The sequence below is a fragment of the Wolbachia endosymbiont (group A) of Brachyopa scutellaris genome (assembly GCF_964026995.1).
GTDB classification, from domain to species: domain Bacteria; phylum Pseudomonadota; class Alphaproteobacteria; order Rickettsiales; family Anaplasmataceae; genus Wolbachia; species Wolbachia pipientis.
Genome location: NZ_OZ034720.1, coordinates 822,749 through 836,686 on the forward strand (window position 1 = coordinate 822,749; position 13,938 = coordinate 836,686).

The 13,938-nt window shown below is 35.1% G+C and carries 14 protein-coding genes and 1 pseudogene; 7 read left to right on the top strand and 8 right to left on the bottom strand.

What is annotated here, in order from left to right:
* Positions 1-275 precede the first annotated feature (275 nt).
* Positions 276-1,135 (bottom strand): IS630 family transposase gene (locus AAGD93_RS04110; RefSeq protein WP_341819111.1). Its coding sequence is split into 2 segments (ribosomal slippage): positions 276-811 and positions 811-1,135, totalling 861 coding nucleotides; the frame shifts between segments, so codons are not numbered across the junction.
* Positions 1,136-1,715: 580 nt separating this feature from the next.
* On the opposite strand from AAGD93_RS04110, the pseudogene AAGD93_RS04115 reads away from it, so the two are divergent.
* Together AAGD93_RS04115 and AAGD93_RS04120 are read left to right on the top strand one after the other, a co-directional pair.
* A pseudogene (locus tag AAGD93_RS04115) lies at positions 1,716-3,072 on the top strand (ankyrin repeat domain-containing protein).
* Between the two features lie 134 nt (positions 3,073-3,206).
* Entirely contained in the window at positions 3,207-4,694 is a 1,488-nt protein-coding gene (locus AAGD93_RS04120; protein ID WP_015588942.1) for a type II secretion system protein GspD, read from the top strand.
* Between the two features lie 7 nt (positions 4,695-4,701).
* Here AAGD93_RS04120 and AAGD93_RS04125 read toward each other — a convergent pair whose 3' ends face one another.
* Together AAGD93_RS04125 and mtaB are read right to left on the bottom strand one after the other, a co-directional pair.
* Complete coding sequence (locus AAGD93_RS04125) at positions 4,702-5,640, bottom strand: P44/Msp2 family outer membrane protein (protein WP_049973647.1); 939 nt, start codon at positions 5,638-5,640, stop codon at positions 4,702-4,704.
* A 66-nt stretch (positions 5,641-5,706) separates the two neighbouring features.
* Positions 5,707-6,933: a tRNA (N(6)-L-threonylcarbamoyladenosine(37)-C(2))-methylthiotransferase MtaB gene (gene mtaB / locus AAGD93_RS04130; RefSeq protein ID WP_341819112.1), complete on the bottom strand. Its 1,227-nt coding sequence runs from the start codon at positions 6,931-6,933 to the stop codon at positions 5,707-5,709.
* 389 nt (positions 6,934-7,322) lie between these two features.
* Between mtaB and gatA the strand changes: the two genes are divergently transcribed.
* Positions 7,323-8,792 carry an Asp-tRNA(Asn)/Glu-tRNA(Gln) amidotransferase subunit GatA gene (gene gatA / locus AAGD93_RS04135; protein ID WP_341819910.1) on the top strand — a complete coding sequence of 490 codons (1,470 nt, stop codon included), beginning with the start codon at positions 7,323-7,325 and terminating at the stop codon, positions 8,790-8,792.
* 224 nt (positions 8,793-9,016) lie between these two features.
* On the opposite strand, the gene AAGD93_RS04140 is transcribed toward gatA, so the two are convergent.
* Positions 9,017-9,565, bottom strand: a complete 549-nt coding sequence (locus AAGD93_RS04140) for a hypothetical protein (RefSeq protein ID WP_341819113.1) — start codon at positions 9,563-9,565, stop codon at positions 9,017-9,019.
* 85 nt (positions 9,566-9,650) lie between these two features.
* Between AAGD93_RS04140 and AAGD93_RS04145 the strand changes: the two genes are divergently transcribed.
* The 3 genes from AAGD93_RS04145 to AAGD93_RS07675 all read left to right on the top strand — a co-directional run bounded on the left by AAGD93_RS04145 (position 9,651) and on the right by AAGD93_RS07675 (position 10,857).
* Positions 9,651-9,944, top strand: a complete 294-nt coding sequence (locus AAGD93_RS04145) for a transposase (protein ID WP_341819114.1) — start codon at positions 9,651-9,653, stop codon at positions 9,942-9,944.
* 96 nt (positions 9,945-10,040) lie between these two features.
* Complete coding sequence (locus tag AAGD93_RS04150) at positions 10,041-10,580, top strand: IS3 family transposase (RefSeq protein ID WP_341819893.1); 540 nt, start codon at positions 10,041-10,043, stop codon at positions 10,578-10,580.
* Positions 10,570-10,857, top strand: a complete 288-nt coding sequence (locus tag AAGD93_RS07675) for an IS3 family transposase (RefSeq protein ID WP_410529883.1) — start codon at positions 10,570-10,572, stop codon at positions 10,855-10,857. Before AAGD93_RS04150 ends, AAGD93_RS07675 begins: the two co-directional genes overlap by 11 nt.
* Here the strand turns inward: AAGD93_RS07675 and AAGD93_RS04160 are convergent.
* Positions 10,770-11,629 (bottom strand): IS630 family transposase gene (locus AAGD93_RS04160; protein ID WP_341819116.1). Its coding sequence is split into 2 segments (ribosomal slippage): positions 10,770-11,305 and positions 11,305-11,629, totalling 861 coding nucleotides; the frame shifts between segments, so codons are not numbered across the junction. The genes AAGD93_RS07675 and AAGD93_RS04160 overlap by 88 nt on opposite strands.
* A gap of 49 nt (positions 11,630-11,678) precedes the next feature.
* Between AAGD93_RS04160 and AAGD93_RS04165 the strand changes: the two genes are divergently transcribed.
* On the top strand, positions 11,679-11,855 hold the full coding sequence (locus AAGD93_RS04165) for a hypothetical protein (RefSeq protein WP_341819118.1): 177 nt from the start codon (positions 11,679-11,681) through the stop codon (positions 11,853-11,855).
* 374 nt (positions 11,856-12,229) lie between these two features.
* On the opposite strand, the gene folD is transcribed toward AAGD93_RS04165, so the two are convergent.
* The 3 genes from folD to AAGD93_RS04180 are packed head-to-tail and all read right to left on the bottom strand — an operon-like array spanning position 12,230 to position 13,935.
* Positions 12,230-13,117 (bottom strand): bifunctional methylenetetrahydrofolate dehydrogenase/methenyltetrahydrofolate cyclohydrolase FolD, encoded by an 888-nt coding sequence (gene folD, locus AAGD93_RS04170; RefSeq protein WP_341819120.1) that lies wholly within the window; start codon positions 13,115-13,117, stop codon positions 12,230-12,232.
* A complete protein-coding gene (locus AAGD93_RS04175) occupies positions 13,101-13,676 on the bottom strand; it encodes a UbiX family flavin prenyltransferase (protein WP_006280027.1) in 576 nt (191 codons plus the stop codon). Before AAGD93_RS04175 ends, folD begins: the two co-directional genes overlap by 17 nt.
* A complete protein-coding gene (locus tag AAGD93_RS04180; protein WP_010082293.1) occupies positions 13,669-13,935 on the bottom strand; it encodes a DUF2312 domain-containing protein in 267 nt (88 codons plus the stop codon). The genes AAGD93_RS04175 and AAGD93_RS04180 overlap by 8 nt, the downstream gene beginning before the upstream one ends.
* Positions 13,936-13,938: the final 3 nt, after the last annotated feature.

Consider the following 13,938-nt stretch of genomic DNA (forward strand, 5'->3'; position numbering starts at 1 on the left):
CAGAATTTGAAAGATTTGGTTAATGTAAGGAACGCTGGCTAACTATTGTAAGTTAAAAATGTGATATAAAAAAGATATCAACAATTTATAGCTATACCACCGCGATATCTCTTAGCCGCTAACACGTAGCGGAATGACGAGCTTATCGTCATGCCGCCGCTAACCGTCATACCGCGATTCATTCGCGGTATCTCAGCCGCTAACAAGTAGCAGAATGACAGCAATCCTACGTCATACCGTCACGGTATAGCATTTCTCATAATAGTCCGAACAGGTCATAGGAAGGCAGAATCAACAGCACGACGAAAGGATTCGAATAGAGGAATGTTTTTCCTGGCTCTGTTTTTTATAGCAAACCAATGATGCTCAATTTTGTTGAAATCTGGAGAATAAGGCGGCAGATACAAAATTTCTGCACCAACCCCTTTAGCAAGCTCGATAATCTTATCAGACTTATGAAAAGTAGCATTGTCAAGAATGACAGTCTGTCCAGGTTCCAAGATCGGTGTCAAAAATTGCTCAAACCATCCATTAAAAACATCCATATTACAGCGGCCTTCAAAGGTTAACGGAACAACTATCTTTCTTCCACTTAAGGCTGCAACCATACTGATTCGTTGAGTTTTCTTTCCAGATTTTAAGGCATAAAACCGCTGTCCTTTCTGGCAATATCCGTAGGGGTAGTCTTCGGTGTTATCAATGCCAGACTCATCTATATACACTAAGTTTTTAGGTTCTTTTGTCGCTATAATTTTCAAAAATTCAGCACGTTTTTCTTCGTTTCTTTCCTTGTATCCATATGTCTTTTTTTGCGCGTAAATCCAATTTTTTTAAGGGCTCGATAGATCGTTTGGATACTAACGTTGTTCCAAAGTTTAGCCATTTCCGATAGAGTCTTTCCTCCGTGTTCTCTGGCAAATTTGGCAAAGGTATCCCAGTCGGTAATTTTGTGATTGTAACCCCCATTTCCAAGTTTTTTTGATTGAAAGTCTCCTGTTTCTTTTCTTCTTTGCTGCCACTCCCATAAAGTAGTTTGTCCAATCTTAAATCTTGCTGCCACTGTTTCTCTGCTTTCTCCTTCGTCTAGCACTTCCATTGCTTTTTTTCTTAAATCATAACTATATGCTGCTGGCATTCAACCTCCTTATCATCATCTATCCTTATCCTATCACATCCGGACTTTTATGGAAAGAGCTATATCTCTTAGCATAGATCCCGCTAACAAGTAGCGGGATACTTGACCTTTACAGGGATGACAGTTGTCGTTTAGCTATAAATATTAAGAAATTTACCAAATGGAAAAAAAGGCAAAGAAACCCTAGGGTAGCTAGTATTCAAATTCTCCCTTGTCTATTTGACGTCTTTTACTGTCTTAAACACTTTATAAGCGCGTTTCGGCTTGTATAGGTAGAAACCTAAAAGTTTTATAAAGACATGAGGTGCACATAGTGCAAAAAATTAAGCATGATTTACGCCAAATACATTAAGTTTTTTGTCATTAATCCACTGCAGAGATTGCGAAGATAAATAAATAGCTTCAGTTTCATGATAAGAGGGCTGGCGGAGTTTGTCAAGTAAGTTTTTCGTTTCATCCAATGCGCTGCCAAAAGTTTGTTATGCAAGAATGCACTAGCCATTTCTCACAGATTCATTTAAACTTAATCAAGTAGGGGTATTATTAACGCGAAAAGAGTTTAATTAGAGATTTAAGTGATATGGCGCGTGAGGAAGATATAAACCAATTAGTAGAAAATGGATTTGATATTAACTCAAAAGATGCAAGTGGAATCACTCTCTTGCATAAGTTCACAAAAGAAGGCGATTTAGTTGGAGTAAAGTCATTACTAGAGCACGAAGCTGATTTCAATGTCGTAGACAACGAAAATAGAAACCCTCTGCATTATGCATGGACACAAGAAAGTTGCTAAACTTTTTGTTAACCAACTGACAATTAATTCCAAGGATAAAAATGGATTCACTCCACTGCACCTTGCTGCACTACAAGATGACACGGAATTAATAGATTTTTTGATAACAAAAGGCGCAAAAATTAATGAAAAAGATGCCAAAGAGGGCTATACTCCTCTTCATATAGCTTCACTATACTGTTCTAAAAAAAGCGTCCAAATTTTAATTGATAGCGGAGCAAATCTCGAATGTGAAGATAACAATTTTCGTACTCCTTTGTTTTTAACCATTTATCAATGCACCGCACATTATGACAGCAGAGCAGAAATTATAGAATATCTGATAAAGAAAGGTGCAAATATAGAAGCCAAAGATGCAGAAAATAACACTATGCTTTTCCTAGCAGCGTATAACAACAAAATGCAAATAGTAAAACTTATTGCAAAAAAACAGCAAGCAAGTAACGATAAAATTAAACTTAAAGAGTTTTTTTGCACAAAAAACAACCATGGTTTTGATGCGTTAGATTGCGCTATTGAGCATAATAATAGAAAAATGGTAACATTTCTTGTTTCAAAGGGAATAGAAGCAAACGATCAAGATTTTAATGGTAACGCTAGGCTGCATAAAGCTAGCCATAATGGTAACACTAAAACAGTTAAGCTCTTATTGAAGCTTAAGGTAAACGTTAATGCTGTTACTAAATGTAACAGAACTCCCTTGCTACTCGCAGTTAAAAAAGGCCATACACAAATTGTGAAAATGTTATTGGAAGTTAGAGCCAATATGAACATTTGTGAGCAACAAGGTTTTGCACCTCTACATCTTGCTGTTCAAAAGGATTATTTTGATATAGCTCAGTTGTTAACAGAAAAAGGTGCAGACCTTAACATTAAGTGCAATAACGTTCATACCGCAATAGATATGTTCATTAGCAAGGCTCATAGCAAAAAAAACATCGAAGAAAATTACAAAAAATTTTGTAGATTTTTGATGCTTTACCTGAAAGAGCTACATAGTAAACACAAAGCCTGTTGTATACTTTCAACCCTAGCTCTAAGCTTAACAATTATAGGCTTACCATTTATTTTCAAGCCTATTATTAAATACAGAGAAAGAAGTAAAATATATAAAAAAATTAGGGCTATGCTGGTCTACATTTAAGTACAAGAAGAGTATACAAAAAATACATAGCCAAAGCTAATACACGACAATTATCTGCTCGATGAAAATGAGATTAAATACATTTTTAATATTTTTATAGAAATCTATTAGTATAGATTTTGTATGCTGTTCTAATGGCTATTTTTAAATGCTTAATACTCCTCTTCATTATTTCTTGCACACATCTACCTACCAAGCAATATCCTATTAACATAGACAATTATAAGCACGATTATCCGTTGCAACAATATAACACCTCTTTGGAGATTAATGAACCGGCAATACCAGAAATTATGCCTTTACCAATAGAGTTTCCCGATCTCACAATCAGTAATCAGCTTATTTCTATTAATGTTAGTGAAGAAGTATCAGTAAAGGATTTGCTGATTGAGATAGGAAAACTTTCTGACGTTAACTTGGATATGGACCCAAAAATATCAGGTAATATTATTTTAAAGCTAAAAGATAAGGATATAAACGAAGTAATTCAGAGTATAGCAAATAGCGCCAAACTGCGTTACTCAACAAGTAATGGTGTAATTAGAATTGAGCAGGACTTGCCATACGCACAAAATTATTACGTAGACTTCATCAATATTCAACATTCTGCTCAAAGCAGTTTCGTCATTAATAACAATATTACTAACAGTGATGGAAGTAACGTTGATAGGGACTATAACAATGTTATGAAGTCTCAATACAGTAGTGACTTATGGAATTCATTAGAAAAAGGCTTGAATGCAATAATGGATGTTAACGGGGTGGATGATGGCGAATTCCTTTCATCCAACAGAGAAGCTGGTGTTATTATTTTGAATGCTAGAAAAGATATCCACAAAGCTGTTGAAGAATATATTAATAAGGTTAAGAAGTTAGCGTCCTCTCAAGTAATGATAGAGGCAAAAATAGTTGAAGTTGTGCTAGATGACAAATACCTTTCTGGTATGAACTTAAATGACTTACAAGATGGAACTAAGTCTATAATAAATCAAGATAACTCCATTATTAACCTAGCAATGAACTTTGGTGCAAATGATCTAGGAGATTTAGTAAAAAATTTAGACAAATTTGGCACTTCAACTGTAATTTCAAGCCCCAGAGTACATGCTATAAATAATCAGCAAGCGATGATTTCATTTACTAAAAACCATATTTATTTTACCTCCGATATACAAAAAGATACTAGAAACTCTAATCAGACCTTAATTACCAAGATGAATAGCGTCCCAATAGGTGTTGTGCTAATAATCCACCCAAGCATTAACATTGATACTAGTGAAATATTCATGGATATACATCCAACTTTATCAAGAATTAACGGCTACACTAAAGATCCAGATATAGAGTACGTCGCACAGCAGAGTAAAATGAAATTAAATAGCGACATTCCAATTGTTGAAATCAGAGAAATGAACTCTATGTTAAAAATTAAGAGCGGTGAAATTATGGTAATCGGCGGGCTTATAGAACATAGAGAAGATAAGCAAAGCTTATTGCATCAGAAATCAAAAAGGCTAGCGAATAATATTAGAACAGTAGAAACTGTCATTTTTTTAAAAGCAACAATCGTACCAACATTTGGTTTGTTAGATAGAAAAGATAAGAATTTATATATATATTAAATTATCACTAAAAATTAAATATCAAACCAACTTCAATATTGTGAGTAGATATGTCATCTGCAACAGGTATCGGAACGCTAAAGTAACGATAGCCGAGAAAGGTTTTGATTTCTGGGATTATTGAATAATCAACACCAAGTTTTATTTGATAAGCAAACCAAGGAACATTCAGTGGCATTGAATTTTGGGGTGACCCATTAATCCTTTTTAATCTAAAAACTGTTGGCCCTATACCAAGACCGATGTACGGAGCAAATTGTGTATCCTGAACGCTGGGATTATAATAGAAGTTTAACAAAAACGCAAATATACTTGCTGATTTATCAAATACCGGAGGAGAATTACTATCTTCAATATTGGCTATAGAATACGCGGCTTCAAAATCAATTTTACCATTTTCTCCAGCATAGTAACCTAAAGACATGCTGCTAAACCACTGGAAATCAATTTTACCATCAAATTGCTGTATACTTTTAATTTCATCTGCCACTATATTTTTTATTATAAAACCATAATGACTTTCAACTAAAGTTAGGACTCTCTCCCCTATTGCCTTTATACCCTTTACAAATGTTTCTGAATTATCATGGTATACCTTACCACCGTTAGCGCTAACATAAAAATCAAGTTTTTTTGATTTTTCTTTTGTAGGCTCAGCTTGATCTGCAATACGTGACCACATATTTTTCTGATCAGCTACTTGGAGAATAGAAGGTTGTTCAATAGGACTATTTTCAGGTTCTTGATATTTTAAATCCTCTGTTAGTACTTCTTTTTCAGTAACCTCTTTAGAATGCATTACATCTTCATTATTGTCCGTTTCTAGTTTTAAGAGTTGTGTTCCAATAACTTGTTCAACGTGTACATAATTACCGATATAAGTAATAAAAAAATAGACACATGAAATTAAAATCAAAAATAAAGTAATAGATCTTTTAGTTATCACAAATGAACCCATAATTATCATTTATAGTATAACCATCATATCATATATTTCTTTAATGTACAAAAATTAAGAAAGAGTATTTCCAATTAAATAATTATTCTCTACGCCTGTAACATTAACTTTCACAATACTTTTAGCTTGCGCTCTTGATTCAAGATTTATTAATGCAAAATTTTCTGCTCTACCGACATTATTTTGCTCAACCAGAACACTTTGCTTAGTGTTGATCAAGGATTGACAAAAACTGCTCATAATTTCTTTATTTACTTCTCTTAAATTTTTTACTCGTTCTTTACGCACATTCTCTGGTACTTGTGGCATTCGTGCAGCAGGTGTATTTTTCCGCTCTGAATATGGAAAAGCATGTAGGTAAACTATATTTGTTTTTTTCAGTAAATCAACTGTATCCTGAAACATTTCATCAGTTTCTGTTGGAAATCCAGCAATAATATCAGCGCCAAATGCTATATTAGGCCTCAAGCTCTTCATTTTATGACAAAATTCTATCACTTGTTCTCTGTTGTGACGACGCTTCATTCTCTTTAGTATTAAATTATTACCAGATTGTAGACTCAAATGTAAATGAGGCATAAGTCTTGACTCATTAGCTATTAAATCCATTAATTCGTCGTCAACTTCAGCAACATCGATAGAGGAAAGTCTTAGCCTCTTCAACTCTGGTATATCCTTTAAAACTCTCCTAATCATTGAACCAAGTGATGGCTTACCCAACAAATCTGTACCAAAGTCAGTAATATCAACCCCTGTAAACACTACTTCTTGATATCCATTTTCTACAAAGATCCTGATTTGCTCTATAATACTGTTTATTGGCACAGATCGATTATTCCCTCTTGCCTCAGTAATTGAACAAAATGTGCAGCTATGATTACAACCATTTTGAATTTCAATAAATGCCCTTGACTTATCTTCAAATCCATTAATTAGAACAGGTTCTACTTGGTTATCACTGACCAAGATTTTATCGTCATTTAGTAAGTAATTTTCAGCTTTTAGCTTATCTTGATTACCGAGCACTTTACTTACACCAGGAATGCTACTGTAAACTTCTGGATCCAACTGAACAGCACAACCAACTACGATAATTTCTTTATTTGGATCATTTTTGTAAATCTTACGTATCTTTTGCTTTACCTGACGTTCTGCTTCGTTTGTCACTGCACAGCTATGCACCACAACAACATTTTCTCTCTTTGCTTTTTTTAATGCTTCTTTGATTAACTCGCTCTCGTAAAAATTTAGACGACAACCAAATGTTATCACTTCATTCATGTTAGTATTTTTTGCTTTAATAGACCTAAATTATATCAAATATCCAAGCAAAGTCTCTTGCATGACTATTTTTTTGTAAATAAATGCTATGCAAGCAGCAAACACTGGGATCTCAACGATTTTCACTCAGACACAGTATCACTCCTTTGCTTATTATAGTCTTTTGACCTTTTTAAGATACAATCCGGATTGGATACTGAGTTGGTGAGTATAAAAGTATAGCTTCTACGTCATACCGCTGCGGTATCTCTTAGCCGCTAACAAGTAGCGGGATGACGATTGTCGGTGAATCTAAGTTACCTTAGCTACATTTCTAGCTGTAACTATAAATGTATGGATTTTTTATCGTGCCATGTTATAATTAACGTCTTGCTAAAAATTAAATATTGATGAATGAACTAAGAAAGTTAAGTATTACACAAATGCATGACGGGCTCAAAAAAAAGAGTTTTTCTGCCGTTGAACTCGTAGAGGCGCACATCAGTGCGGTTGAAAATGAGAAATTAAATGCATTTATAACAAAAACCCCAGAGATAGCAATGAAAGCTGCTAAAGCTGCAGATGAACATTTCTCTAGGCAAAAGGATGATTTAATCTCGCCGCTCATGGGTGTACCAGTTGGCATCAAAGATCTATTCTGTACAAAAGGAATAAAAACAACAGCATGCTCAAAAATGCTGGAAAATTTCGTTCCGACTTACGAATCTACGGTGTCTGACTTGCTTTTAAAAAGTGGAGCAGCCATGCTCGGTAAGCTTAATATGGATGAATTTGCTATGGGTTCTGCGAACACAAATAGCTATTTTGGCCCTGTTGAAAATGTGTGGATTAGAAAAAGTGATGGGGAAAAAGTTGTTCCTGGTGGATCATCTGGTGGATCTGCAGCATCGGTTGCTGGATTTTTATGCGCTGGAGCGTTAGGGAGCGACACCGGTGGATCTGTACGCCAACCAGCAGCTTATTGTGGAGTAGTTGGAATAAAGCCAACTTATGGAAGATGCTCGCGTTTTGGTATGATTGCATTTACGAGTTCTCTGGATCAAGCAGGAGTCATTACTCGTTCTGTCTCTGATTCAGCATTAATGCTGGAAGCAATTTGTGGCTATGATACAAAAGATTCAATATCGAGCGAAAAGCCAGTGCCTAAATTTTCTAGCTTTATAAATGGTGATGTCAAGGGTAAGTGTATTGGTATACCAAAAGAATATAGGATGGATGGAATTTCAGAGGAAATAGTTCATAATTGGGAAAGAGTTGCTTCCTATTTAAAAGAAAATGGCGCTGAAGTTGTTGACATTACTCTGCCACATACTAAATATGCAATACCAGTCTATTATTTAATCTGTTCTGCTGAAACTTCATCCAATCTTGCTCGTTACGATGGTGTGCGTTATGGATTAAGGGTTGATGCTGATACCCTTGAAGAAATGTATTCACTAACAAGAGCAGAAGGTTTTGGTAAAGAGGTGAAAAGAAGAATTTTAATTGGCGCTTATGCGCTTTCTTCAGGTCATTATAATGAATATTACGAAAAAGCGCAGTGCATTAGGGCATTAATCAGAAATGATTTTATAAAAGCGTTTGAAAAAATAGATTACATACTTGTGCCATCTGCTCCAACAGAAGCTTTTGGCTTAAATGAAAAGCCAGATCCGCTAATTATGTGCATCAATGATGTGTTTACTGTGCCGGCAAGTCTGGCAGGATTGCCTGCTATTTCTGTTCCTGTTGGGCTCTCCAATGAGGGTTTACCACTTGCCTTGCAAGTGATTGGAAATTATTATGATGAAGCTGGAATATTAAATGTGGCAAGTGTGATAGAGCAAAATTGCGGCAGAATAATTAGACCTCTTGCATAATCTATTTTTTGATAGTAATTTTTGCATTAAAATTTGCTTACGCTCCTCAACGTACTCTATGGTTCCATTTTTAGATGAATAGCAAAAACAGGGTATATTAATCTGTTTACAAAATTTTCGTGTAACAGTTCACACTTAATTAAACAGACTGAATTCTGTAATTTTGGGATGTTGAAAAATTTACCTCACGTTGTCATTCCAGCGCATAACGCTGAAATCCAGATTTATAGAAACGAAAAAACTTGCTTGACACATTTTGCCAACCCCTTATTATGATGTGTACTACAATGATACAAATTAAGAATTCCCCCATCCTGTGCTGGTTCTTCGATCTGAAATCCTACTTCTACCTGATCACAACCAATGTTAATTTGTCCTATTAATGCTTTAATAATGCCGCGCTTAGTTTGCCAATCTAGCTGTTCCAGGTTCGATTTTACACTAGAATAAAAATTCTTTATGCTATTTATAATAAGACTTATTCCTTTTTCTACTGCCTTCTGATCAACTACCTTTTTTTTCTCTTCTTCTATCCCTTGTAAGCGTTCTTTCATTTTTCTCATTGTCTGTTTAAATTCTTCCTCGCTTATATATCCTTTCTCTCCTGCATTTTCTTGACTATAATAATCTTCCATTAATTTTTCGATACCTTCTTTTATTTGATTTTCTCTTCTTGCAAACTTTTTCTCTGATGATTCATCATTTTTATTTTCTAATACTCTACGTTGGTATTCCTTTTTTATCATCTCTGGGTTTTTTAGTACATCTTTCACCTTTTCCCATACTGACCTTACCCAGAAAAAGTGGAGAGAAAGAAAGGAGTTTTTTCGGGTAAAATAAAATTTTGGAGGATTAGAAATGGCAAGAGAATATACGGCAGAATTCAAATTGGAAGCTGTTAAGCTGGCAAATGAACAAAGAAAGGTAGGTCAACCAGTTGCAAAAGTAGCAAGAGATCTAGGAATAAGGGATAGTGTATTAGGAAAATGGATGAAGAAATATAACGAAAAAAAGTCAGCGGCAAATGCATTTCCAGATGTAGCACCTTATGACAAAGAGAGATTTGATTTACAGAAAGAGTTAGCAAAAGTAACAAGAGAAAGAGACATTTTAAAAAAAGCCCTGGGATATTTTGCCAGTCAAAAAGAGTAAAATATTTTTTCATAAAAGAGCATAGTAAACACTATAAAGTGCAGGAATTATGTAGGGTTTTCTGCTAGTGGCTACTATAAGTGGACTACAAGGAAAATAAGCAGTAGAGAATCAGCAAATAAAGAGTTATTAGCAGATATTCAAAAAATATATCAAGCTTCTAAATGTAGATATGGAGCTCCTAAAATTCATGCTGAATTAAAGGCTTTGGGTAAAAGTTGCAACTTAAAAACAGTGCAAAGTATTATGCAGAAAAATGGTATTCAGGCTATATTGAGAAGAAAATTTAAAATTAAGAAACAACAAACGGACAGTAGAGTCGTAGCTCCCAATATATTAGACCAAAACTTTATTGTCGATCAACCAAATAAAGTATGGGTAACTGATATTACTTATATAAAAACCAAAGAAGGATGGCTATATTTGGCAACAATAATCGATCTATATTCACGCATGGTAGTTGGCTGGTCAATGAGCAGTTCAATAAATAAACAATTGGTTATGGACTCTTTATTAATGGCCGTTAACAAGCGTAAACCTGCCAAAAATCTACTATTACATAGTGATCAAGGTTCACAATATACTTCGCAAGGTTATCAATATCTCTTATCCATAAAAAACATAGATGAGTCATAAAGGTTGTTGTTACGACAATTCTGTTGTGGAAAGCTTCTTCAGTTCTCTAAAAAGGGAGTTACCAATAGACACCTCTCGGCACTCTAAACAGCATATCAAAACTGCTATATTTGAATATATAGAAATTTTTTATAACAAACAACGTAGACACTCCACTATTATAGCATTTCTCATAATAGTCCGAACAGGTCATAGGAAGGCAGAATCAACAGCACGACGAAAGGATTCGAATAGAGGAATGTTTTTCCTGGCTCTGTTTTTTATAGCAAACCAATGATGCTCAATTTTGTTGAAATCTGGAGAATAAGGCGGCAGATACAAAATTTCTGCACCAACCCCTTTAGCAAGCTCGATAATCTTATCAGACTTATGAAAAGTAGCATTGTCAAGAATGACAGTCTGTCCAGGTTCCAAGATCGGTGTCAAAAATTGCTCAAACCATCCATTAAAAACATCCATATTACAGTGGCCTTCAAAGGTTAACGGAACAACTATCTTTCTTCCACTTAAGGCTGCAACCATACTGATTCGTTGAGTTTTCTTTCCAGATTTTAAGGCATAAAACCGCTGTCCTTTCTGGCAATATCCGTAGGGGTAGTCTTCGGTGTTATCAATGCCAGACTCATCTATATACACTAAGTTTTTAGGTTCTTTTGTCGCTATAATTTTCAAAAATTCAGCACGTTTTTCTTCGTTTCTTTCCTTGTATCCATATGTCTTTTTTTGCGCGTAAATCCAATTTTTTTAAGGGCTCGATAGATCGTTTGGATACTAACGTTGTTCCAAAGTTTAGCCATTTCCGATAGAGTCTTTCCTCCGTGTTCTCTGGCAAATTTGGCAAAGGTATCCCAGTCGGTAATTTTGTGATTGTAACCCCCATTTCCAAGTTTTTTTGATTGAAAGTCTCCTGTTTCTTTTCTTCTTTGCTGCCACTCCCATAAAGTAGTTCGTCCAATCTTAAATCTTGCTGCCACTGTTTCTCTGCTTTCTCCTTCGTCTAGCACTTCCATTGCTTTTTTTCTTAAATCATAACTATATGCTGCTGGCATTCAACCTCCTTATCATCATCTATCCTTATCCTATCACATCCGGACTTTTATGAAAAGAGCTATAACTATTGCATTCCTGAGCATTTTGATTCATCATTCTCTTTGTGAAAAACATTCCAAACTTTCTCTCCACTTTTTCTGGGTAAGGTTATGGCAAAGTATAGATACTATAAACTATAAAAAAATTTCTCCGATAGTTCATATAGCAAGTAAATTCACAAAATGAAGACTATTATTTTTATTACAGGTGTATCTACGGTTGGAAAATCAAGTTTGGCTCATATATTAGGTTCAAAGCTTTTTATGCCTAGAAACTTTGCAATTCCACTAACTATAGCTAACCCAAGAAAGGTTTCCCTACGTCATACCGCCGCGGTATCTCAGCATAGATTCCGCTAACGAGTAGCGGAATGACGAATTTGTTGTTTTTCAAATTGTAGGTAAACCTAAGCCACTTTAGCTATACTTGTAGAGAAAAAAGAATAGATGATGATCCTAAATATTTAATAAATTTGACTACTGAGGAATTTCAAAAATCTCAATTTTTTATTAATTGTGATATGGTACATTCTATCTTCATATAGCTTTCCTCTTCATACCTCAACTAATGAAATTAGAAGCATCAACTCCCTTCTGCAAGCAAGCAGCAATAACAGTGTTCATCATTAGAAATGCAATGGTCATTGGGCCAACGCCCCCGGGTACTGGGGTAATAGCTTTGACTTTTTCTTTTATTCCCCCGAAGTCAACATCACCTACGAGCTTACTTTGTTCTCCTACGTTAACGCTATTTATGCCAACATCGATCACTATTGCACCTTTCTTTATCCAGTCTGCTTGAACAAAATTTGGCTTTCCGACTGCTGCAACTACTATATCCGCTTTAGAGCAATATTCAGCTAAATCTTTGCTCTGTGAGTGCAAGATGGTAACAGTGCAATTTTCCTGCAGCAATAGGTGAAACATTGGCTTGCCCACGATATTTGACCTACCAATTACCACTGCGTTTTTACCGGAAAGGTTCTCTTCAATTGATTTAATTAAATGCAAAGAACCTTTAGGAGTGCAAGGTATAAGGCAGTTTTTTTCACCTTTAACTAATTTGCCAACGTTTTCATCATGGAAGCCATCTACGTCTTTTTCAACACTTACTGTGTTAATTACTCTGCTTGCACTAATGTGGTTTGGCAAAGGCAATTGCACTAAAATCCCGTGCACAGATGGATCTTCATTTAATTCATTGATTTTTTCAATTAATTCATCTTCTGAAATATTATCAGGCAAAACAATGGTCTCAGAACTTATGCCTATTGATTCTGCTTTTTTCTGTTTGTTGCGAACATAAACCTGACTTGCTGGATTGCTGCCCACGAGAATTACTTTCAGGCAAGGAAAAATGTTATACTCTCTCTTTAAAATATCAATCTTTTGTGATAACCTCTCACATAGATCGTTTGCTATTTTTTTACCATCAATAATAATTGTCACTTCCTTGCCACTCCTTAAAGTCGGGTAATTTGATATCAAATAAATCCAATACTTTGCCAACAGAATGATTAATAATATCATCCAACGATTTCGGTTTAATATAAAAAGCAGGCACTGGTGGAGCAATAATTGCTCCCATCTCCGTTAATTTTAACATATTTTGTAAATGCCCAAGATGCAGTGGTGACTCTCGCACCATAAGAACTAACTTTCTTCTTTCTTTTAGCGTTACATCTGCAGCCCTTGTCAATAGATTGGAAGTAACACCTGATGCGATTTCAGACATTGTCTTCATAGAGCATGGTGCTACAATCATCCCTGAGGTTTTAAATGAGCCGCTTGCTATTTTTTCTCCTATTTTTTCTTCAGAATAGTAAAAATCTGCAAGTGATGTAATATCTTCAAGTTTTTCTTTAATCTCGTGAGCTAAAGTTATTTTCCCAGCACGACTTATCACTAAATGAGTTTCATAATCGACGTCTTTCAACGCTTCTAAAATACGCACACCGTAAATAGAACCAGATGCTCCACTTATTCCAATTACAATTCTGCTATTCACTTAACTCTTCTTCGTAGCTCATTCCCAATGCACGTTTATAGGTATCAAGCAATATTTCTTGTTCCTCTCTGTCATCATCATCCATCTTCCTCAGCCTAATAATTTGTTTCATCACTTTTATATCCCAACCTTCATCTGCGGCTTTTGCATATACATCACGAATGTGATCTTGCACATCCCTCTTTTCTTGTTCAAGTTTTTCGATTCTCTCTATGTAACCCTTCAACTCTTCAGCCGTTATTTTTACTGTATCTTCCATGAA